18 protein-coding genes, 2 pseudogenes and 1 riboswitch are annotated in these 23,995 nt (G+C 32.8%); of the genes and pseudogenes, 2 read left to right on the top strand and 18 right to left on the bottom strand.

Features of this window, described 5'->3' with window-relative positions; all coding sequences use genetic code 11:
* Positions 1 to 4 precede the first annotated feature (4 nt).
* The 6 genes from AC1RO3_RS02265 to AC1RO3_RS02240 all read right to left on the bottom strand — a co-directional run bounded on the left by AC1RO3_RS02265 (position 5) and on the right by AC1RO3_RS02240 (position 4,405).
* Positions 5 to 589 (bottom strand): ECF transporter S component, encoded by a 585-nt coding sequence (locus AC1RO3_RS02265; protein WP_409022504.1) that lies wholly within the window; start codon positions 587 to 589, stop codon positions 5 to 7.
* Between the two features lie 117 nt (positions 590 to 706).
* Positions 707 to 831: riboswitch (FMN riboswitch) on the bottom strand.
* A 51-nt stretch (positions 832 to 882) separates the two neighbouring features.
* Positions 883 to 1,614: a pseudouridine synthase gene (locus AC1RO3_RS02260; RefSeq protein WP_409022503.1), complete on the bottom strand. Its 732-nt coding sequence runs from the start codon at positions 1,612 to 1,614 to the stop codon at positions 883 to 885.
* A gap of 1 nt (position 1,615) precedes the next feature.
* On the bottom strand, positions 1,616 to 2,197 hold the full coding sequence (gene scpB, locus AC1RO3_RS02255) for an SMC-Scp complex subunit ScpB (protein ID WP_481761348.1): 582 nt from the start codon (positions 2,195 to 2,197) through the stop codon (positions 1,616 to 1,618).
* A gap of 25 nt (positions 2,198 to 2,222) precedes the next feature.
* Positions 2,223 to 2,975, bottom strand: a complete 753-nt coding sequence (locus AC1RO3_RS02250; protein ID WP_481761349.1) for a segregation and condensation protein A — start codon at positions 2,973 to 2,975, stop codon at positions 2,223 to 2,225.
* Positions 2,959 to 3,327 carry an N-acetyltransferase gene (locus AC1RO3_RS02245; protein WP_481761350.1) on the bottom strand — a complete coding sequence of 123 codons (369 nt, stop codon included), beginning with the start codon at positions 3,325 to 3,327 and terminating at the stop codon, positions 2,959 to 2,961. The genes AC1RO3_RS02250 and AC1RO3_RS02245 overlap by 17 nt, the downstream gene beginning before the upstream one ends.
* 163 nt (positions 3,328 to 3,490) lie before the next feature.
* Positions 3,491 to 4,405, bottom strand: coding sequence for a CvfB family protein (locus tag AC1RO3_RS02240; protein WP_481761351.1), 915 nt, complete (start codon positions 4,403 to 4,405; stop codon positions 3,491 to 3,493).
* Between the two features lie 307 nt (positions 4,406 to 4,712).
* On the opposite strand from AC1RO3_RS02240, the pseudogene AC1RO3_RS02235 reads away from it, so the two are divergent.
* Positions 4,713 to 6,257, top strand: a pseudogene (locus tag AC1RO3_RS02235) (IS1182 family transposase); the annotation flags it as partial.
* Positions 6,258 to 6,545: 288 nt separating this feature from the next.
* Here the strand turns inward: AC1RO3_RS02235 and pyk are convergent.
* The 3 genes and pseudogenes from pyk to dnaE all read right to left on the bottom strand — a co-directional run.
* Positions 6,546 to 7,964, bottom strand: a pseudogene (gene pyk, locus AC1RO3_RS02230) (pyruvate kinase); the annotation flags it as partial.
* Positions 7,965 to 8,023: 59 nt separating this feature from the next.
* A complete protein-coding gene (gene pfkA, locus AC1RO3_RS02225; protein ID WP_481761352.1) occupies positions 8,024 to 8,992 on the bottom strand; it encodes a 6-phosphofructokinase in 969 nt (322 codons plus the stop codon).
* Between the two features lie 111 nt (positions 8,993 to 9,103).
* Entirely contained in the window at positions 9,104 to 12,424 is a 3,321-nt protein-coding gene (dnaE, locus tag AC1RO3_RS02220) for a DNA polymerase III subunit alpha (protein WP_481761353.1), read from the bottom strand.
* Between the two features lie 132 nt (positions 12,425 to 12,556).
* Here dnaE and AC1RO3_RS02215 point away from each other — a divergent pair, with 132 nt between their 5' ends.
* The gene (locus AC1RO3_RS02215) at positions 12,557 to 12,745 is read left to right on the top strand and encodes a YjzD family protein (protein WP_409022496.1); all 189 of its coding nucleotides are present in this window, start codon (positions 12,557 to 12,559) and stop codon (positions 12,743 to 12,745) included.
* A 120-nt stretch (positions 12,746 to 12,865) separates the two neighbouring features.
* On the opposite strand, the gene pepT is transcribed toward AC1RO3_RS02215, so the two are convergent.
* From pepT to era, 9 genes are all read right to left on the bottom strand, one after another.
* Positions 12,866 to 14,116: a peptidase T gene (gene pepT, locus AC1RO3_RS02210; RefSeq protein ID WP_481761354.1), complete on the bottom strand. Its 1,251-nt coding sequence runs from the start codon at positions 14,114 to 14,116 to the stop codon at positions 12,866 to 12,868.
* A 57-nt stretch (positions 14,117 to 14,173) separates the two neighbouring features.
* Positions 14,174 to 14,971: a Nif3-like dinuclear metal center hexameric protein gene (locus AC1RO3_RS02205; RefSeq protein WP_481761355.1), complete on the bottom strand. Its 798-nt coding sequence runs from the start codon at positions 14,969 to 14,971 to the stop codon at positions 14,174 to 14,176.
* Entirely contained in the window at positions 14,968 to 15,663 is a 696-nt protein-coding gene (locus tag AC1RO3_RS02200) for a tRNA (adenine(22)-N(1))-methyltransferase (protein WP_481761356.1), read from the bottom strand. Before AC1RO3_RS02200 ends, AC1RO3_RS02205 begins: the two co-directional genes overlap by 4 nt.
* A gap of 97 nt (positions 15,664 to 15,760) precedes the next feature.
* Positions 15,761 to 16,900, bottom strand: coding sequence for an RNA polymerase sigma factor RpoD (gene rpoD / locus AC1RO3_RS02195; RefSeq protein WP_409022492.1), 1,140 nt, complete (start codon positions 16,898 to 16,900; stop codon positions 15,761 to 15,763).
* Positions 16,901 to 16,914: 14 nt separating this feature from the next.
* Positions 16,915 to 18,765 carry a DNA primase gene (gene dnaG, locus AC1RO3_RS02190; protein WP_481761357.1) on the bottom strand — a complete coding sequence of 617 codons (1,851 nt, stop codon included), beginning with the start codon at positions 18,763 to 18,765 and terminating at the stop codon, positions 16,915 to 16,917.
* A 192-nt stretch (positions 18,766 to 18,957) separates the two neighbouring features.
* Entirely contained in the window at positions 18,958 to 21,033 is a 2,076-nt protein-coding gene (glyS, locus tag AC1RO3_RS02185; RefSeq protein WP_481761358.1) for a glycine--tRNA ligase subunit beta, read from the bottom strand.
* Position 21,034: 1 nt separating this feature from the next.
* Positions 21,035 to 21,952 (bottom strand): glycine--tRNA ligase subunit alpha, encoded by a 918-nt coding sequence (glyQ, locus tag AC1RO3_RS02180; RefSeq protein WP_409022489.1) that lies wholly within the window; start codon positions 21,950 to 21,952, stop codon positions 21,035 to 21,037.
* Between the two features lie 270 nt (positions 21,953 to 22,222).
* The gene (gene recO / locus AC1RO3_RS02175) at positions 22,223 to 23,014 is read right to left on the bottom strand and encodes a DNA repair protein RecO (RefSeq protein WP_481761411.1); all 792 of its coding nucleotides are present in this window, start codon (positions 23,012 to 23,014) and stop codon (positions 22,223 to 22,225) included.
* A 64-nt stretch (positions 23,015 to 23,078) separates the two neighbouring features.
* Positions 23,079 to 23,984 (bottom strand): GTPase Era, encoded by a 906-nt coding sequence (gene era / locus AC1RO3_RS02170; protein ID WP_409022487.1) that lies wholly within the window; start codon positions 23,982 to 23,984, stop codon positions 23,079 to 23,081.
* Positions 23,985 to 23,995 lie beyond the last annotated feature (11 nt).

The raw sequence follows: 23,995 nt of genomic DNA, 5'->3' as shown, positions 1-23,995 counted from the left end.
TATACTATAGTTGTTTATATTTTTTATTATTTAACTGAACCCAACCATACATTCTCTGATATAAAAGACTAAATAACCCAACGACCAGAATTCCTTTTATAATATTAAAAGGAACAATACCAACAATAACGTACTTGGATACTGACATTCCGATATTCATACCGATAACATTCAAGTACACTGGTAGAATTACAAAATAATTTGCAATAGATAATACAGCAGTTAGTACAAAGGTACTCACTAAAACTGCCAAAATACTCTTTCCAAGTGTTGGCTTAAGGTTTCCTTTACCTTTGAGAAGATAATATGCTGGAAATGATACCGCCATTGATGCTAAGAAATTACTTCCAACACCTATCAAGCTGGCAATATCTGTTCCAGTTGAAACTAGATACAGCAATGAACGAACGACGGCAACCATCACACCGCTCATTGGTCCCAAAATAAAAAATCCAATTAAAATTGGTAAATCACTAAAATCAATTTTTAAATACGGAAAAATTACTGGGAAAGATAAAAACATTAATACGTATGAGATTGCAGCTAAGAACGCTGTAATCACAACTTTATAAACTGGTGACCGATTCATACTAGAAAACCTCCTGGAAGGCCATCTTCAATGAAGAACCTTTCAAGTAAATAAAAATGAACGCCATTAATCACTAAAGATTAACAGAGTTCATTTGAAATTACTTACTCAAATAAGCCCTATCTTCTTTATCCAGACTTTAACTGTCGGTACTGGAATTACACCAGTCCAGCCACATATACAATGTGGGTCGCGGACTATAACCGCCGGTCGGGAATTACACCCTGCCCCTGAAGACGAACCAAATATTTTATTACGCTACAAAATATAACATAGGATAAAATAAGTTACAATTATTTACGCTCGGCGATACTTTTCAATGCATGAACTTCTTCTTCAGATAACTCACGGTATTGACTCGAAGTTAATCCATATAAATCTAAGAATCCATAAGTTTCACGTTTTAATTTTTCCACTGGATGTCCGACCTCTGCCAACATATTTTTAACTTGATGATTTCGGCCTTCATGAATTGTTAATGAAACAATTGCTTTTTGCTTATTTTTATCTGCTGAAATAATTTTTGAATGAGCAGGAGCCGTTTTCTTACCATCAATTACAATTCCTTGACGTAACGTTTTTAAATCATCATTAGATGGAATACCATTCACTTTAGCGACGTAAGTTTTGTCAATCTTATACTTTGGATGAGTCATTTTGTTGGCTAACTCACCATCATTTGTCATTAATAATAATCCAGAAGTATCATAATCTAATCGACCGACTGGATAAATTCTTTCCCTTACACCTGGAAAATAATCCGTAACAACCTTACGATCTTTATTATCCTTAACAGCCGAAATAACTCCTCTTGGTTTGTAGAATAAATAATAGACTAATGGTTCTTCATTTAAACGAATACCATCAACTTCAATTTTATCTTCACTTGTGACCTTAATACCCAACTCACTTGCAACCTTACCATTCACCTTAACATGACCTTCTGAAATCATTTTTTCGGATTGTCTTCGTGACGCAACACCTGATTGCGCCATAACTTTTTGTAATCTTTCTGCCTCTGCCATATTATTCCTCATTTTCTTGTAATTTTTCGTTAAAATTATTTAAAAAAAGTTTACCTATTTCTCCATCAAAATCTTGATTTTCACTAATCACTGGAAGTTCTTTTAGTTCAGTTAATCCAAAATAATTTAAAAATTGCGTCGTTGTTACATATATAATAGGTCTTCCTGGTACATCAAGACGTCCATTTTCACGAATTAGATCTAAAGCAATCAATTTTTGCAGTGATCCTGAACTTTGAACTCCTCGGATATCATCAATTACAAGTCGTGTCACTGGTTGTTTATAAGCAATGATAGCTAGCGTTTCCAGTGCTGCATTAGAAAGTCTTCTTGAATTAGGATTTTCAAAATAATCTTTAATTAAATCTGCTAATTTCTCTTTTGTTACTAATTGATAACAATCATTATATTGAATTAGCTCCAAGCTAGAATTTATATCATTTTTATACTTTAATGATAATTTTTCAAGTTGTTCTTTAACTGCTGATTTCAATAATCCAGTTAATCTAGATAATTCTGCTAGAGATATTCCTTGATCCCCACTCACAAATAAAAGTCCTTCAATATTTGCTAAATGACTCACCTTCGTACCTCCTTAATACAATAATCTATGGTTCAATTTTTAAAATCTGAATCATTTCATGGCTATTTGCTTGTTTCAATTTAATTTGGTTTAATTTTGAAAGTTCTAATATTGCCAGAAAAGTAACAACAATTTCATCAACCGTTGTTGTTATTTCAAAAAAATCACTAAATATTAAACTCTTATTTGAATTTAGAATGATTTTTTTTATTTCTGATATTTTATCAGAGAGTGATGCTAGTTGCACATTAATTTTTTTCTCAATTGGTTGATGATTTATTTGCTTTATTAAAACTCTTTTAAAAGCATTCTCAAGTGTTTCTAAATCCAGGCCAGGTATATCAAGTTGAGGTTTATCAAATCTATTTTTAGGAATACTACTTTGTTCCTTAGAAAAATAATTCGCACGTTTATTTTCCCTGACGCTCAACTCTCCAGCCGCCTCTTTAAAAATTTGATATTCAATTAATTGTTCGACTAGACTTGCCCTTGGATCAGTTTGAGTTTCCTCTACATTGGAAAATTCTGCCGGTAATAACATTTGACTCTTAATTTTCATCAACGTTGAAGCCATCACTAAATATTGACCAATCACATCTAATGACATATTCGTAGTATCTTTAATAATAGTTAAATATTGCTCTGTTATTTCTGAAATTTGAATATCATAAATATCCATCTCAGAATCTTTGATTAAATGCAGTAACAAATCAAGTGGTCCTTCAAAAGAGGTTAATTTTAATGTTACCTGACTAATAGATTTAAATTTTTGACTCATTTTTTTGCATTTCCCATTTTTCAATTAATTTTGTAGTATCAATTGTACCCATGATTTTTTTATCAGGATATAGCGATAATACAGCGTTCAGAATCAAAAAACTAACTTTTTTATGTCTTTCATCTGGACTCAATGATATTGCCCGAACTACGACAACGTTGCCATCATTTTCAATACCAACTATACCAGTAAAATTACCTGCCTCATTTTTCCAAAGATACAAATCTCGATTTTCTGTATCTTGATAACCTTTAATTGCTAAATTAATTCTAGTAACATCCTTCAAGTCAGGTATAAATGACAACAAGCCCATCGCAATTTTTTCATAATCATTCTTATACTTAATAAGCATTATTGTTCTCCTCTACACGCACGGCATTCATGAGACAATTCATATATTTAAAAATAACTAATATACTTGTTTGTTACCGATATATTAATTTAACGTTGAACTAATAAATTATATTTTCAAATAATTTTATTTATTATCTCTTACCTACTAAAATAGTTTTCTATTAATCATCTGTTTCGTTAATTAATTCATCATTATTAGTTTCAAATTCCTCAGGCATTTTTATTAAAATAAGATTACCATCTTCTTGTTTAACATAACGCTCTTTTAGCAGATGTCCAACAGCTCTCTTAAATTGACCTTTGCTGATACCAAAATATTCTTTAATGTCTTCTGGATTACTTTTATCAGTAAAAGGTAATGTTTTTTCATCATTATGACTTAATGCAGCAATCAACATTGCTGCATCATCACTAATTGCTTCATAGGCACGTGGTTTGATAGATAGATTAATTGTACCGTCAGTTCTAATTCCAATTACACGTCCTTCTAATACTTGACCTAATCTAGGTTCATTAAATCTTTCAGATGGATGGATAAATCCAAGATAATCATCATCAGTAATTACAAAAGTTCCAATCATTTTTAAGCGAATAACTGTAAATTTCATATTTTTATTTTTTAATGAGTCATCAGGTTTCTTAGCAATTGATCGAAACATTTCTTCGTCCGCAACATCACCCCAAATACGATCTTTGGCATCAATTTTAAGTCCAACCATTAATCGATCACCAGCTTTTGGCCAAAGTGATTTCATTTCTGGTAAATCATCTAGTGAAACTGCTACATCTTTGTCTGGTAAACCAATGTCAACGAAGACACCTAAATCTCTTCTAACTTTTACAACGTCTCCGAATGCATATTGATCAATGCCAGCTCTAGGAATTATTGTTGATAAACTCAAATCATGATCTTCGTTCTCATACACAAAGCCTGTAACCATCGAACCGTTCGCTAATTGACTGTTTTTTTCATCTTTCAATAAATGCATTGTTATACTATCTTTTTGTACTAAAAATTCTGTATCATTCTCATCAGTTACCATTGCGGTAACAACTTGTCCCATTATTGAACTCATTTATTTCTCCCATTCAAAAAAATATTATTTTATATTTCTTTATTCATATTTTAAAATTACATACTCACATTTTACCTGATATTAGGCTTAATAGCCAATTGAATAGAAATATTGTGTAATAAAAAAGGGGCTGTGACATAAGTCTCTTCAATATGATATTAAACAAGTCTCCCGAAATCTTTTTTGATTTCGGGAGACTTGTTTCTTTTTACTACTTTTTAATATATTATCTAATTAGAAAAATAAAAAGGAACACTGGCCTTCGACCCCCAATGCTCCTTAATTTAATCCTCGAAAGGACTTAAAAATGCAAAATTATTATAACATAAATCAGACTTGTTTAGCCATCTCAACTGACTATATACCAGAAAAGAATAACACTGCGTGTTATATCAATACGCTAATCGAAAAATTAGAAATAAAAGAACCTTATCTTTTTGGTCGCCCCCGTGAATATAATCTTTCAGCTTTATTGAAGTTATATCTTTTTGCTATAACTCGAGGTGTTTTTAGTAGTCGTCGGGTCGCCTTACTAGCACAAGAAAATTTATCGGCACGTTGGTTAACACAAGAGCAAATGCCATCTTACCGAACTATTGTCCGATTTAGAACGTCGAATGAATTAACTGATTTAATTGATCGCAGTTTAGATACCTTAGTCGAATATTTACGACAACAAAATATGATTAGTGATGCCATCTTTATTGATGGTACTAAGGTTTTGGCTAATGCTAATAAATATAGTTTTATTTGGAAAAAGAATACAATACGTTTTGATCAAATGAATCGCGAAGCGATTTTAGAGCTACTAGTTGAATTAAAAACAGCGCATGCTGCTTGTAAAGTCCCAGAAGGCTCCAATCTAACACTAGAAATGATTGAAGAAGTTATCGATCGACTTGATCAGAAATTAGTAGCATTAGACCAGGAAGTTTCAAGAACTAAGAAGATAAGTCCCAATCCAGCTAAAAGAATTCGAAGAACCCTAAAATCTAAGAAGAATCAATTAACTAAACGCCAACATAAATTAAGTGAACATGAAGCACAAATGAAAATATACGGTACTCGAAATAGCTATTCTAAAACTGATCATGATGCAACTTTTATGCGTATTAAAGAAGATCCAATGTTAAATGGTCAACTTAAGCCAGCTTATAACTTACAAATTGCGACCAGTAACCAATTTATTTTGGGCTACCAATTATTTCAAAATCCAACAGATACTAGAACACTTCAACCGTTTCTTAAAACGTTAAGTACTCATAATAAATTAGATAAATACATTGTTGCCGATGCCGGATATGGATCAGAATCAAACTATCGTTTCATTGAAGATGAATTACCAAATCAAACTGCTATAATTCCTTACGGTACCATGATTAGAGAACAAAGCAAAAAATGGCGAACTGATGATAGAAAAGTTATGAACTGGGATTATCATGAAAATAATGATTACTATATTGATCCGCACGGCGTGCGATTTAACTTTAAAGCGTATCGGAAAAGAACCGATAAATATGGAATAGTTCGTGAATTTAAAGAATATCAAGCAGAGTTACTAGATGAGAATCAGATAATTATTCCTGCGGCTAAAACACTTAGAGGTGCACGTCGTAAGATTCAAGTTAACGGATCTTGGGAATATTTTAAGGCACAACAATGTGAACGACTTTCTGAACCAGAAACGGGTCAAATTTACGCGCACCGTAAAATTGATGTAGAATCCGTTTTTGGTCGAATGAAGGCCTCTTTGCCGTTCAATCAATTTCTATTGCGAGGGATTGAGAAGGTTAAAAAGGAAGCAGGTTTGATAGTAATGGCATTAAATATCCAAAAATTAGCCAGTTTAGGAGGTAAATAATACTTCTGTTTTCTATATTTTTTTAAATAAAAAGAAATAAGGCTCCAGAAATCAAAAAATGATTTCCGGAGCCTTATTTTGAACTTTATTGAAGGGACTTATGTCACAGCCCCTTTTCCAATTTTAAAATATTCAAGTAAGGATTGATACAACCTGATCAATATTATCTTAATTAGTCAATTATATTCATGATTAACCCAATAACATTTTTCGTCACCAATGTCTTACCGATATACTAACTTAGGTTCATCATGTACTTGAACCTTAATATAATTAGTCTACTAATTGAACTTTCAAACTGTTTGTTGTTCCTTTTTCACCAACTGGAAGACCAGCAGTGATTAAGATAAGGTCACCTTTTTTAGCGAAACCTAATTCTTTAGCTTTTTCAGTTGCTAAACTAAACAATGCATCTGTTGATGCTGGTTTTTCAGCAATGATTGGGTGAACACCCCAGTTAACTGATAAACCATGACGAGTTTGTTCGTCAAAAGTAATAGCTAAAATATCTGAGTCAGGACGGTATTTAGAAATCATACGTGCTGTTTGACCAGATTTTGTAGCAGCGATGATAGTTTTAATACCTAAGCTATCAGCTGTTTCAGCAACAGCACGACCAATAGTTTCAGTAACATCATTTTTGTCAAATTCATTTAATGCAAATGAGCTATGTGCACGCAATGCATTTTCAGATTTTTCATCAATACGAGCCATTGTTGCAACTGATTCTACAGGGTAGTCACCATTAGCACTTTCACCTGAAAGCATTGTTGCATCTGTTCCATCAAATACGGCATTAGCAACATCAGATGCTTCAGCACGTGTAGGACGTGGGTTTTCTTGCATTGAATCAAGCATTTGAGTAGCAGTAATAACTGGTTTGCCCAAAGCGTTACATTTTTTGATTAAGTCTTTTTGAACTAAAGGAACATTTTCAGCAGGAATTTCAACACCCATATCGCCACGGGCAATCATTAATCCTTCAGAAACTTCCATAATAGCATCAATATTATCGATACCTTCTTGTGATTCAATCTTAGGGAAGATTTGAACATGTTCCATTCCTTTTTCTTCAAGTAAAGCGCGGATATCTAAAACATCAGCTGGTTTACGTACAAAACTTGCAGCAATGAAATCAATGTTTTGATCTAAACCAAAACGAATATCGTCTGAATCTTTTTCAGTAATACCAGGTAAGTTAATTGATACACCAGGAGCGTTAACACCTTTACGTGAACCTAAACGACCAGAATTCATAACAGTTGTTACTAATTCGTTAGCAGCTGTATCAATTTCATCAATTCTCATATCGATAAGACCATCATCAAACAATACGTGGCCTCCAACATGAACATCTTCAATTAAACCTGGGTAAGTAACAGCAATCTTTTCTTTTGTTCCTTCAAGTGAATCATCCATTGAAATACGAACAATATCATTAATTTCAAAGTTGATTTTACCTTCTTTTTGAACAGTAGTACGGATTTCTGCACCTTTAGTATCAAGCATGATACCAACCATTTTACCAGTAATTTTTTCTGCTTCATGAACTAATGTCATACGACCTAAATGTTCTTCATGGTCACCATGAGAAAAGTTGAAACGGAAAACATTAGCACCGGCTTCGATTAATTTAACAATTGTATCAAGATCTGAACTGGCTGGACCAAGTGTACTTACGATTTTAGTTTTTTTCATTAGATTATGATCTCCTCTTAGTTTACTTATTATTTATAAATAACAATAACAGTATTATATTATTTTGGTGTTGAAAGTCGTGTATTTAAGTCTAAAAGACTCAAATCTGTATGATGTTTATGTTCTTCAAGCGTTGCAACAATATCTTCAGCAACTAATTTGTTGTCTTTAATACCAATTGCTAATCCGCCTTTACCTTCCATAAGAAGTTGAACAGCATAATCACCAAAACGACTTGCTAAGACACGATCTTTGGCAGTTGGTACGCCACCACGTTGTGTATGGCCTAAAATAGTCACACGTGTTTCAAAATTACCATATGTGTCTAATTCAGCAGCAAATTCACTAGCTCCCATAACACCTTCAGCTAATACGATAATTCCTGAATCTTTACCATGTTCACGGTTACTGTTGAGCTTGTCTGCAATTTCTTGCATGTTATATCCTTTTTCAGGAATAACAATAACATCAGCACCACCAGCAATACCGGACCATAAAGCAATATCTCCAGCATTTCTACCCATTACTTCAACGATAAACGTACGTTGATGTGAACGAGCAGTATCGCGAATACGATCAATTGCATCAAGAGCTGTGTTAACAGCTGTATCAAATCCAACTGTGAAATCTGTATCAGGAATATCATTATCGATTGTTCCTGGAATACCAACAGCGTTAAATCCACGTTTTGTGAGTGCTAAAGCACCATGGTATGAACCATCCCCACCGATAACAACTAAAGCATCGATACCGAACTTTTTAAGTTGTTCGATACCTTTTAATTGTCCTTCAGCAGTTGCAAATTCAGGATAACGGGCTGAATATAACATTGTTCCACCGCGTTGAATAACATCATCAACGTCAGCATATTCAATTTTATGAATATCGCCAGCAACTAAACCAGCAAAACCATAATTAATACCGTATGCTTCTAATCCTTCACCAATTACACGACGTGCAACAGCACGAACTGAAGCGTTCATACCTGGCGCATCTCCACCACTTGTTAAAATACCAATGCGTTTCATTTCTTCACCTCAATAAGTAATTTAAGTACATATTTCACTCACTATATTAACACTTTTCAGAAAAGTTGTCTTGTTAAATGTGAAAATATTTTCAGTATTTTCAAGAATAAATTACTTAATGACGACATTTTCAGAACCTAATATTTTTGTAAGCGCTGTATGTGTTTCTTTGTCGTTCCTTAACCAATAAGTTCTATCTAAACTAATTTTACGATTGTCTTTTTCATAGTACAAAATAACCGGTGTTTGACCTAACCTTATTTTCATGGTTTGCATTAATTTTTCTATTTTTTCATTTGTTGTTTCTTTAGTAATCTTCAAAAACCATTTTTTTTGAGTTATTCGTTTAAAATAATCATCTGCTAATTCTATTTTTTTAACAATAATTTGTAATCCTCTATTTGTTTCAACATCCCCCGAAACGACAACGACCTTATTTTTTTCAAGTAAAGATTCTTTCTGTCGAAATAAATCAGGAAATATTGTCAAATCAATCTCACTTGTTTCATCCGAACCATTTACAAAGGCCATTTGTTGACCCTTCTTTGTTCGAATAACTTTTACTCTCGTAAGATTAACTAAAATGGTTACATGTGTCTTATCAGATATTTCCGATATTTTTTTAAAATCGCTTTGATTTAGCTGTTTCCGATACTTCTCAACCGGATGTCCCGAAAGATACGCACCTAAATATTGTGATTCTTTTTCTAATCGAACCATTAATGGAAAGTTTGATTGTCTTGCTATCTTAGGTGTTAATAATTCAAATAAATTAGTATTATTTCCACTTAAATCAATACTACTAATTAATTCTGGTAGAGCACTAATCAACTCAGCACGATTATATTCAAATTGATCAAAACACCCAGAATATATTAAAGCTGAAATATTTTCCTCATTTAAATATTTTTTATCTATCCGATGCAGGAAGGATTGGAAATCTGTGAACAATTCTTTTTTCCGTAATGTAATGATATGTTCAATAAAGTCTTTTCTAAGTCCTTTAATACTATTTAATCCAAATAAAACAATATTTTGTCTTAAACTAAAACCTACCTCGCTCATATTAATATCAGGTAATTTAATTATTACATGATATTGCTTTGCTTCCACTAAGTATTCTTTTATTTTTTGCGGATTATTACCAACGGAATTTAAAATAGCTTCAAAAAATGCAGCTGGAAAATTAGCTTTAATATAGGCTAATTGAAAAGCAATTTTACTATAGGCAACGGCATGTGAACGATTAAATCCATAATTAGCAAACTGCTCAATATAACTATAAACTGTTTTAGCTACATCTTCTTGAATTCCATTATCATATGCCCCATTGATAAACTGAGTACGCATTTCATCAATAGTCTTTTTTTTCTTTTTACTCATTGCTCGGCGTAGTAAATCAGCTTCACCAAGTGTAAAATTACCCATCTTTGATGCGACCTGCATAACCTGCTCCTGATAAACTAATACACCATAGGTTGACTCAAGAATTTGTTTTAAACTATTGTCCGGAAATGTTATTTTTTCAAGATGATGTTTTCGTGCAATAAATGTATCTATATTTTCCATCGGACCCGGCCGATATAACGCATTTACAGCTGCGATATCTTCAAAAGATGTTGGTTGTAATTTTTTTAAAACATTTTTGATACCATTAGATTCAAATTGGAAAACACCGGATGTATCACCTAATCTAAAAAGAGCTAATGTTTTTTCATCTTCTAAATTAATGAATGCTGGATTGAAGTCTGCTTGATAATTCTTTTTAACCTGTGTTACAGCTTGATCTAAAATATTTAAATTACGTAGACCTAAAATATCGATTTTTAATAAACCAACATTTTCAACTATATCTTTAGAATACTGCGTTAAAAGAATATCCTCACTTCCATTTTGTAACGGAACCACTTCTCGTAAATCAATTTGGCTCAATACGACCCCTGCTGCATGCGTAGAGTAGTGTCTTGGAATCCCTTCGATATGCTGCGCAATTGTAAAAATATTTTTATTTTTGGAACTATCATTAACTAAATTACGTAATTTTTGTGATTGTGCTAGCGCCTCTGTCAACGTAATTTTCAAAACATTTGGAATTGAATCACTCCACCCTTTCATTTCAAAAGGTGATACACCAAATACTCGACCAACATCCCTCAAAGCCTGTTTTGCTGCCATTGTGCCAAATGTAATAATTTGAGCCATGTGATAATGTCCATATTTTTGATGTAAATAATTAAGGATTAGTCCACGTTTATCATCTGGAATATCTAAATCAATATCCGGCATCTGAACACGTTTTGAATTCAAAAAACGTTCAAACAATAAATTATATTTAATTGGATCAACATCCGTAATCGTTAAAACGTAGGCTGTGATCGATCCAGCAGATGACCCTCGTCCTGGGCCAGTTATAATATTTTGCGAATGAGCATAGTTCATAATATCCCAAACGATTAAAAAGTAATCTTCAAATCCCATTTGTTGAATAACGTTTAACTCAAGTTCTAATCTTTGTTTATATTCCTTAGGTACACCATTTGGAAACCGCTCATTTAATCCAGTATTACACATACTTCTCAAATAACTATGTGCTGTTTCATTATTAGGTAATGGATACTCAGGTAGTTTGGGTTGTGAGAATGTTAATTCCAGAGACGTTTCATCTGCTAAATTTTGGGTTTCTTGAATTGCATCTGCCATTAGCAATTCTTGATATTGCTCCGTTATCTCTTTTGGATTTCTTAATGCATATTCTCCCTGAATTTGTTCATCAACTTTATTAATTAAAATCGTTTCACCAGTACTAATTGCCTTTAACACATCAATATCAAACTGATTTTCAGCATCCAAATAAGCTACTTCATCTAGCGCAATTACACGAATATCAAAATTTTGAGCTAAAGATTTAATTGATTGTGCCGTAATTTTATCCATTAAGTGAGATAGGCCAACTCGAATATTTTCTGAACCTATTAAGCTTTGATATTTGGCTAATAATTCTTTTGCATCGGATATTTGACTTTGTTCAATTAAATAACTAAATTCACTTTTTTCACTAGGTGATAATATAAATAAACCGTCTAAATAGTTAGTTAAACTACTAAAGTTTAACTTATCATCATTTAAGGTCATTTTTAAGGTCGATAATTGCATTAAATTTTGATAACCTTGTTTATCTTTTGCAATAAAGGTCAATTCATATTCATGGTTTGTTTCGATTAAACCGGAGATATCTAACGTTAGTCCGATAATTGGCTTAATTTCAGCTTTTTGACAGGCATTATAAAAATCAATTGCACCATACAATGTATTATTATCTGTTAAGGCAATTGCTTTATAGCCTTTACTTTTAGCACTTTGAACAAGATCATTAATTTTAGTGGTGCTTTGTAATAAGCTGAATGAACTTTTAACTTTTAACGGAACAAACATTTTATCCCCCTTTTCACGTATCTATTAATGTTATTATACAAAACTTTTTAACAATACCCAATAGACACTAAAAAGCTTTTGCAAAAATAATTATTTGTGCTAAAATTAGCTTTGAATGTGAGGTGCTGTTCTATGATGAAACAATTAACAATTCTCTTTTGGGGCTTCATTTTTGGTGAAGTAATTGGTTATATCGTAAGCTCACTAACTGGTACATTGTTTGCACCAGTTTTGTTAATCGGTATTATTTTTGCAGTTACCGGCTTAATTGTCGTAAATTGCCTCTACGCCATTCTCAAAGATCCTAAATCAGATAAATAAAAAAAGATAAACTAATTAGTTTATCTTTTTTTTGGCTTTATAAGACTATAAGGAAAAATTTGAGAAAGAAAGGTCTCAATATGTCCTCTAGTTTAACTCATCCACACTATTTAATAATACCTATTTTGTTTCTTCAGATACTAATTTTATAATTTCTAGAACAACATCCGTTGCTTTTTCCATTGTTTCAACTGAAACAAATTCAAATCGCGCATGCATATTTTCTGCTCCAGCAAATATATTTGGTGTTGGTAATCCCATGAATGAGATTTTTGAACCATCTGTCCCACCACGTACTGGATAGATATCCGGTTTAATTGCTAAATTTTCCATAGCTTCTTTAGCAACAGTCACAACAGTCATATCCTTCTCGATTACTTCACGCATATTGTAATATTGATCTACCATATCAATTGTCACACGTTCAGAATCAAAATCAGCATTCATTTTATCAGCAATACCCATCATATACTTTTTGCGATCTTCGAATTTTTGGCGATCATGATCACGAATAATATATACCATTTTTGCTTCATCAACTGTACCTTCTACTGAAATTAAATGGTAAAAACCTTCGCGGCCTTCAGTTTTTTCAGGTACTTCATCTTGTGGTAATAATGAGTCAAATTGATTTGCTAACTTACTTGCATTAATTAAAACACCTTTAGCAGTTGCAGGATGAACTTCCTTACCTTGAATTGAAACGACTGCTTGAGCAGCATTAAATGTTTCATATTCTAATTCACCTAATGGTCCACCATCAACAGTGTAAGCTAAATCAGCTCCAAAATCGGCTACGTCAAATTTATCAGCACCTACCCCAATTTCCTCATCAGGTCCAATACCAACTTTAATGTCACCATGCTTAATTTCAGGATGTGCAACTAAATAAGCTACAGCAGTAATAATTTCAGCTACTCCCGATTTATCATCTGATCCTAATAGTGTTGAACCATCTGTTGTAATTAATGTATTGCCTTTATAATTTTTTAAATTTGGAAATTCTTTAATAGTTAGTTTAAATTTACCATCATCGTCAAGATTAATATCAGATTCGCCATCATAATTTTCAACGAATTGGGGGTTAACACCCTCTGCTGTAAATGCAGCTGTATCCATATGTGAAATAAAACCAACCGCTTTAACGTTTTTACCAGCTTCTAAATTACTTGGTAATGTTGCTAAAACATACCCACTTTTTTTAGAAATACGTGCATCCTTTAATCCAATTTGTAAAAGTTCTTCCTTTAATTCTTTCGCAAATTCAACTTGAGTTTGCGTTGAAGGAGTTACCCCTGAATTTTCATCAGAACGAGTTTCTACTTTAACATACTTAATAAAACGTGGAATTAATTCTTCATATTTTGTCATGATAGCGTATCTCCTAATCTATTATTTAATATCTCTAATCATACTCTAATTTTAAAATTAAATAAACTGAAATGGATCTGTATTAATATCTGATTCAATAATCTCAATTTGCCAATTATTTTCTAGATTCCATTCTCCAAATAACCGTTTCAATTGTGCTTTACAGATACTTTCAACATGATGGCCCGGATCAATAACTGACAACCCTTCTGCTAACATGTCATGAGCCGTGTGGTAGTAGACATCTCCTGTTACGTAAACATCCGCCTGCTGCTTAATTGCCTCATGATAAAATTTACCACCATCACCACCTAGAACTGCAACACGCTTAATTGATTGCGTCAAATCATTAGAAATCAGTCTTAATCCACTTATGTTAAATTGCTTCTTACAATATTCAGAAAATTCAATAACAGTCATAGGACTAGTTAAATTTCCGATTCGACCCATTCCATAATCTGAACTATTTGTATGCACTAACGGGATTGTTTCTTGTAATTTTAAACGACTCGCTAACCAATCATTCATCCCACCTGTAACATTGTCTAAATTAGTATGAGCTGCATACACTGTTATATTATGACTCAATAAATCGGCATACATTTTATTTTGAGGATTCGTAGTATCCAAATTTTTTGCCGGTCTAAATATTAATGGATGATGTGCGAAAATAAAATCTACATTTTTATTAATTGCTTCTTGGACAACTTCTGGACGAACATCTAAAGTTGTCATTACTTTAGTAACAGTATTATTAATATCACCTAATTGTAGGCCTACTGGATCACCAATTTCAGCCATACTTTTTGGAGCAAATACTTCGAATTGATTGACTAAATCAATAATTTTTGTCATCCCAGCATCTCCTCAATTTCTTTGATATCAACTTCTAATATCCTTTTTTTATCAATAGGAACTTTATTTGCTGCCTCAAAATTTTTTAAAACTTTACGCTTTTTTTCCATTTGCTTGTGCCATTTAGCTTTGAATACATCGCTTTGCTCAATTCTTAATTTAGGTCCATACTTTAAATCTAATATCGAGTAGCTCATTTTAGTGTTAACTTTCTCAGCAACAATAATTTCATAGACATGATGGTCGTCTTCGACAATATCTTCATCAATAATTTGATATGAATGATCCATTAACCATTCTCTTATTAATTTTTGTCCAACATTAGGTTGAATAATTAAACGACGGACACCCGTTAATTTTTCTAAATCGGCAGTAAATATATCCTTTATTAAAGGGCCACCCATTCCGGCAATTGTGATAGTATCAATATTATCGTCTAATTTAATTGCCTTTAACCCATTAGCTAATCTTGGCATTATCATGTGGTCTAATCGTTCTGTATTAATTTCTGTTACGGCATTTTCATAAGGCCCTTTAGCTACTTCTCCAGCAACAGCATATGAAATAATTTTATTAATAGCTAAATACGCAGGTAAGTAAGCATGATCCGATCCAATATCGGCCAATCGTGCATTTTTTGGTACAAATTTTGCAACTCGAACTAATCGATCTGATAAATGTCGTGCATCCATTTCTTGATCCTCTTCTTTCGTATCTTATCTTTTCTTATTATAACTAAAAAAGGACCATTATAAAACAGGTTTCGTTTTATAATGGTCCTTAAATTTTTTATTCTAAGAAATCTTTTAATTGTTTTGAACGAGATGGATGGCGTAGTTTACGTAATGCTTTAGCTTCAATTTGACGAATACGTTCACGTGTCACTCCAAACACTTTACCAACTTCTTCAAGTGTTCTTGTGCGACCATCATCAAGACCGAATCTTAAACGCAGAACATTTTCTTCACGATCTGTTAATGTATCAAGAACATTTTCTAGTTGCTCCTTCAAGAGTTCATAAGCCGCATGGTCAGCTGGACTAGTTGCATCTTGATCTTCAATAAAATCACCTAAATGTGAATCATCTTCTTCACCAATTGGTGTCTCTAATGAAACAGGTTCTTGAGCAATTTTTAAAATTTCACGAACTTTTTCGGCTGGCATAGCTGGCATATCCATTTCAGCACCAATTTCTTCAGGAATTGGTTCGCGAACAAGTTCTTGTAATAATTGGCGTTGAATTCTGATTAATTTATTAATTGTTTCAACCATATGAACTGGAATTCTAATTGTACGTGCTTGATCAGCAATAGCACGTGTAATTGCTTGTCTAATCCACCATGTCGCATATGTTGAGAATTTAAATCCTTTACGATAATCAAATTTCTCAACAGCCTTCATTAATCCCATGTTACCCTCTTGAATTAAATCAAGAAATTGCATTCCACGACCAACGTAACGTTTAGCAATTGAAACAACTAAACGTAAATTAGCTTCTGCCAATTTTTGTTTTGCTTCTTCGTCGCCTTCTTCAATTTTTAATGCTAAAGCAACTTCTTCTTCAGCTTTTAAAAGGTTAACACGACCAATTTCTTTCAAATACATTCTAACTGGGTCATTAATTTTTATTCCAGTTGGTGCTGATGTGTCTTTTAAAGCTTTCTTTGTAACTTTTTCAGCTGCTTTTAAACTATGTTCACTTGGGTTTCCCTCTTCATCAACAACAGCAATACCAGCATCTGCGACTTTTTGAAGTAATTTATCCATACGATCAGCATCTAAATGGAATGGTGTTGCTAGTTCATCTGTTAAATTATCATACTTAATTTCTTTTTTTACTTTATATTCCTTGATCAACTTCGTTTGTGCTTTTTTAAAGCCTTTTTCGTCAAATTCTGATTCTTCAACTTTTTCTACTTTTTTTACCATTAATAATTCCTCCCTTAGATGGATGTTCGTGGTACTTGTTGTTTTTGATATAATGCAATTAACTTAACTGATAATTCATTGGTTAGTTCTGTATTGCCAAGACGATTTGCTTCCATAAGATCTGATCGAACTTGATTAATTGATTGTTCCATCGGCGAATCATTCATAATGACGGACACACAATCATCAAATTCATCCTCTGAAGACTCTTCTGCAACTGTCATCAGCTCTATTTGCATTAAAAATCTCTTTGAAGACTCTTCTGGCAAGTAATCTAAAAAACTAGCAATTTCATATTGCTCATGTAATTCTAAATAGCCTTCAGCTAACGTATATATTAACTGATAACTATCATGAACAAAACTAAAATCATCAATTGATCGAATTTTCAGCCAAGCTGTATGATCATGTAATATACGATAAAGCAATAATCTTTCAGCTCTTTCAACACGATCAATTTTTTCATCGCTCATGACCTCTGAGCGATTTTCTACAGGTGGTTCATCTGTTCGAACCCTTGGAACTTGATTAACTTGTTGCACTACTTTTGGTTGAACGGCAACTAAATCAATTAACTGTTGTCTTAGAATTCCTTTATCAATTTTAAATTCATCTGCCAACTGATTAATATAAATATCTTGCTCAAACGGCGTTTTAATTGTAGTTAAAACTTGTAGTACTTGATCAATATAATCAATTTGCTCACTTTCATTTTTTAAGTTTTTATTTCGTTTCAAAAAATTCATTTTGAATGAAATAACCGTCTCTCGAGCAGAGTGAGCTAACTCCAGAAACGCTTCTTTACCATTTTTTTTAACAAACTCATCAGGATCCATACCGTTAGGAATGGCTAGCACGCCAACTTTCATTTTTGTCTGATTCGCTAGCAGGTTCAAAGCACGATTTGTTGCATTTTGCCCGGGTTCATCCCCATCATAACAAATATTTAATTGTGATGTTGAACGTTCTAACAAATAAATTTGTTCATTTGTTAAACTTGTTCCCATAGAGGCGACACCATTTTTAACTCCAGAGCGGTATGCTGCTAAAACATCCATAAATCCTTCGAACAAAATAACATTTCCTTCTGTCCGAATTTCTTTTTTTGCCAAATCGTAATTAAATAGAATCTCTCTTTTATTAAAAATAGGCGTTTCAGGACTGTTTAAATATTTAGGTAATTCTTTATTTTTTTCAAGCAGACGACCTGAAAAGGCAACAACTTGACCATTTTGATTTCTAATCGGAAACATCACTCGATCAATAAATCGTTCACGCAAATCACCTGTTTGATTTTCAATAAATAGTCCAGACTGCCTTAATAATTGATAGTCTACTTTCTTTTCCTTAAAAAAATCTTGTAAGACCGATTTCCCAGGCGCAAATCCAATTTGGAAAGTTTTGATAATTTCATCCGTTATACCACGATTATGCAGGTAATCTAATGCCTTTTGACCCATTTCTGTATTCATTAAAATGTGTTGATATAATTTAGCACCGTCATCATGAATTTGCTTTAACTGACGATTTTCAGTTGATTCTTGTGTCCTTGCTGACTGAGATTCAGAATATTTACTATCGATATCCATTCCTGAAAATTCTGCAACTTTATTGACAGATTCTGGAAAGCTAAGTCCCTCTAGCTCAATTAAGAACTTAAAAACATTCCCACCTCTTCCACAGCTAAAACAGTGAAAAATTTGTTTCTCTTCGCTTACAGAAAATGAAGGCGTTTTTTCTTCATGAAATGGACATAAACCCATAAAATTACTACCAGATTTTTTTAATCCGACATACTGACTAATGATATCAGTAATATTCACACTAGTTCGCACCTGTTCAATTACGTTTTCGGGTATTCTCATTCCAACTACTCACCTCCAAAACTAACGATACGAAGTTACCTATATTTTGAGTACCCATAATAATAGCATTTATTTGACATAAATACAATTATTAGCTTCAAGTAATAGACACTTTTGTCAAATATGACTATTCTGATTCTATTACCAAACAAAAAAGGAATTTATCTTCACAGATAAATTCTCATTTTTATATTACTTAATATTTAATTTACTTAAATTACCTAATTTTGAACTCATCTTAGCAATTAAACTCAATTGATTTAAGCGATTATTTTTAATTTTTGTATCATCAACCATAACCATTGTCTGGTCAAAATAATTTTCAATTAGCGGACGAATCTCGCTTAATGTAGTATATAACTTCTCTGACGTTAAATCTGCCAACTGACTTTGGATTATTTCAACTCGTTCAAATAAATCTTTTTCAGCAGTATTATCTAATAATACTTGTTCAACAACTAGATTAGTTGCCTCATTTTTATCTGCTAGCTTTAATACACGATTGATTGCTTCAACGGTCTCCTTGAAATCCTTATCATTTTTATGATTTTCTAAGGTTACAGCGGCCTCTGACATAACTAATAAATCTGCATCTGTACTTTCAACAACACTTTCAATTACATCATAACTGACGTTTTTATTTGAAAGCCATTGCTTCATACGATCATTAACAAAACTTAAAATATCTTTATCATTTTCGCCAACAGTCATCTTGGTAAATAAATCTGGATGTATCGTTGCCAATTCCTTAATATCGTTCAGTACCTCAAGTGGTGAAAAATGCCACTGACGATCTTCAACAATTCTAACTATCCCAAACGCTTGACGACGAAGTGCATAGGGATCATTTGATCCAGTTGGAATTAATCCAACTGAGAAGAAACTTGACATGCTGTCCAACTTATCAGCAATTGCTAAAACTGCACCAATTTTTGATTTAGGTAGTTCGCCATCAGCACTAATTGGCATATAGTGTTCAGAAATTGCTTGTGCAACAGTTGGATTTTCGCCCATTAGCAAGGCATATTTCTCACCCATAATTCCTTGAAGTTCAGAAAATTCTCCAACCATCCCTGTTACCAAATCAAATTTATAAATTTCACTTGTTCTTTGTAAAAGAGATAATTCATGGTCATTTAAGCCAAGGCGTTTACCAATGATTTGTGCCATTAATTGAACACGTTCCATTTTTTCAGACATTGATCCAATTTTATCATGGAATGTGACATTTTTTAATCGCTCTACATAATCATTAATCGTTTGTTTTTGATCTTCTTGGTAGAAAAATGCAGCATCTTCCAATCGTGCTGTAAGAACCTTTTCATTGCCTGCTTCGACGTTAGCAATGTTAGCTTCTGTCCCATTACGAACTGAGACGAACATTGGTAAGATTTCATCGTTTTGGCCACGCACATAAAAGAATCTTTGATGGTCTTTCATTGAAGTCATTAGAACAACATCAGGAATATCTAAATATTTCTTATCAAAATGACCAGAAAATACTGTTGGATATTCAACTAAATTGTTAACTTCTTCCAAAAGATCCTCATCAAGAATAATATGCCAGTCTTGATTATTTTCAAGATTAGTAATTTGTGTTCTAATCATTTCTTTTCGTCTATTAGAATCAACGATTACATATTGTTCTTCTAATTTTTTAACATACTCTGTTACTGAGGCTAAATCTACAGCTTCTCCTAAAAAACGATGGCCTTGCGTTTGGCGGCCAGATTTAATATTTAAAATACTGAATGGAATAACGTCACTATCAAGTAACGCAACTATCCAACGAATTGGTCTAACATATTTAAAGTCATAATTTGCCCAGTGCATCATTGTTGGGAATGTCATCGCTTCAATCACATCTTTAATCTGAACCAAAATATCTTTGGCAGATTTACCAGCGATAAATTTATTTACATAGACATACTCAACGCCTTTTAATTCTTTAAACGTTATATCGTCTGTTGTTACTCCTTGTCCACGGACAAAGCCTTTTGCAGCATTAGACCAATTTCCTTCATCATCCATGGCAATTTTCTTTGCAGGTCCTTTAGCTTCTTCTTGAATATCTGCTTGTTTATCAGCCAAACCAGTCACTTCAACAGCTAAACGTCTGGGTGTTGAGAATGCCTTTATTTCGTCAAATGATAACCGTTGCTCTGTTAAAAAGTCACCTACACGTTTAGCCAATTGATTTTGGCTAGGTGTAACAACATGAGCAGGAATTTCTTCTAACCCAATTTCTAATAAAAAGGAATGTGTCATCTTATTTATCCTCCTTTAATAATTTACTACGAAGTTTTTCATCTTTTAGTAATGGGTAGCCTAATTTTTTACGCTCCTGTACGAAAACTTTAGCAATTGATTTAGCCATATTTCTAATTCTTGCTAAATATCCAGCACGTTCAGTAACAGAAACGGCTCCTCGAGCATCTAATAAATTAAATGTATGACTACATTTTAAAACATAATCGTATGCCGGATGAACTAACCCATTGGCAATCTGTTTTTTGGCTTCTGTTTCATATACATCAAACAAATTAAATAACATTTCTTGATTGCTTTCTTCAAATGAATATTTAGAATTTTCATATTCTGGTTCTTTAAATATGTCGCCGTACATGACCCCATCAGCCCATTCAAGATCATAAACACTCTCAACATCTTGAATATATGAAGAAAGGCGCTCTAAACCATAAGTAACTTCACTAGTGACGGGATGTACCTCTAATCCACCAACCTGTTGGAAATAAGTAAATTGTGTAACTTCCATACCATCAAGCCAAACTTCCCAGCCAACACCAGCACAACCCATTGATGGGTTTTCCCAGTTGTCTTCAACAAATCGAATATCATGTTCAGCTGGATCAATACCTAATGCACGCAAACTATCCAAATATAAATCTTGAATATTTGCAGGAGATGGTTTCATCACAACTTGAAATTGATGATGTTGGTACAAACGATTGGGATTTTCGCCATAACGACCATCTGCAGGACGTCTTGAAGGTTCAACGTATGCAGCATTCCATGGTTCTGGTCCAATTGCACGTAAAAATGTGTAAGGGCTCATAGTTCCAGCACCTTTTTCTGTATCATAAGCCTCCATTAACATACAACCCTGATCAGCCCAGAATTTTTGTAATGTCATAATAATATCTTGAACAGCTAACTTTTTTGACATAGTATTCCTCCTTATTTTTAAGCACAAAAAAACCTATGCAGTCTTATAGACCACATAGGGACGATTTTAATATCGCGGTTCCACCCTACTTCTGGTTCAATTCAACCAGCAGCTTCATTAACAAAGGACTCCGAAAATGCCAATAAAAATAATTAATTACTTAGCTTGCACTAATCCTAAGTTCGCTTTAATAACTATTCTTACCCTTTTTCATCATAATCCCGCTATTTATTTCTCTATAATCATAGTTTAGAAATAAGTATTTGTCAATTATATTTCAGTATTTTTCTTTAATGAGACTGGCCAAGAACTGATTCCATCGATAAATTTTTTACTTTTCAAATTTAATCCAACACTATTATCATAAATAACATCAATAATACGACGTAATTCCTTTTTGGTACTCTCAGCAACCTTGATTGAATTTAATTTATCAAGATTCACTACAGAAAATTGTCTCAAATAAAAAATTGTTTTTTGAGTAGCATGAAGTCGATTATTATCAAGATACCAATGTTTAGAACACAGTAGCCCACCGTAAGATTCTGAATAATCAAATTCTCCCTGCGTTTCGCCACCAACTGCACAGACCTGCAATTGAGGCTGTACACCAAAAACTGTTAATAGCTGAATTTCAATAATATTTGTAATAATTTCTGGATCAAATTCTTCGTTAATCAATCGAATTGCTGTCACAACTTTTCGGTACCAAACAGAGATGGGTTCGTTATCTTTGAATGCAGCATCAATTAAACTAAAAATATAAATGGTATAAGCATTACTGATTATATCCTGTGAAATCGTTTGAAATTGTTCAAACTCTTTAGCAGTATTAATAAATGATAATCCGTTGTCATTTATACTCCCACTGTAAGTTCCGATTGTAAATGGTAGTAAAGCAGCAGATAATTTGAATCCTCGTTTTCTAGCACCTTTAATAAAAAACATTTTTTTACCATAACGATCGGTTAAAAATTTCACTAAAAGATCACGTTCTTTATATTCTTTACGATAAAGTAAAATCCCTTCAAAATCTGCATTATTCTGAACGATACTATGCATCCCCTTTCCATGAGCAAATAAAAATCGGAACAAAAATTATCTTGTTCCGATCATTAGTTACTTCTTAATAGTCATCTTCACGGTAACCAAATGCTTTTAAATCAGTCTGTTTATCTCGCCAATTTTTTTGAACTTTAACCCAAAGTTCCAAATAAACGCGATCACCAAGCATCGTTTCGATATCTTTTCTAGCTTTAACACCGATATCTTTTAACATTTTACCACCTTTACCAATAATAATACCTTTTTGCGTTGGACGTTCAACGATAATTGTTGCAGAAATGTGCAATTTTTCTTCGTCCTCTTTTTTTATATCTTCAACCAAAACGGCAACTGAGTGAGGAACTTCTTCTCGTGTTAATTGTAAAACTTTTTCACGAATTAGTTCACCCATAACAAAACGTTCTGGATGATCTGTAATTTGATCTTCTGGGTAAAACTGGGGTCCTTCAGGTAATTCACTAATTAATGAATCAACAAGCTCATCGACGTTATTTCCTTTAAGTGCTGAAATTGGGAAAACTTCTTTATAGTCCAAAGATTCTCGATACGTTTCCACAATAGCTAATATTTCATCAGGGTGAATTTGGTCAATTTTATTAATAACCAAATAAATTGGTTTCTTAGTATCTTTTAATCGATCAATAATAAAATTATCTCCTGGTCCACGTTTTTCTGTTGCATTAACCATAAATAAAATAGCATCAACTTCACCAAGTGTTGAAAGTGCTGATTTGACCATAAAATCACCTAAACGACTCTTTGGTTTATGAACACCAGGTGTATCAATAAAGACAATTTGTGCATCATCTGTTGTATAAATACCTTGAATTTTATTTCTGGTCGTTTGTGCCTTATCACTCATAATAGCAATTTTTTGACCCATAACATTGTTTAAAAATGTTGATTTTCCAACATTTGGTCGTCCTAAAATTGCCACAAATCCTGAATGAAACTTTTTATTTTGCATTAATTAATTCT

The sequence above is a fragment of the Dellaglioa sp. CoH-57-MRSF-19 genome, assembly GCF_056781975.1.
Note: the sequence above shows the minus strand (reverse complement) of the source record. Positions and strands in the feature narration are given on the sequence as shown.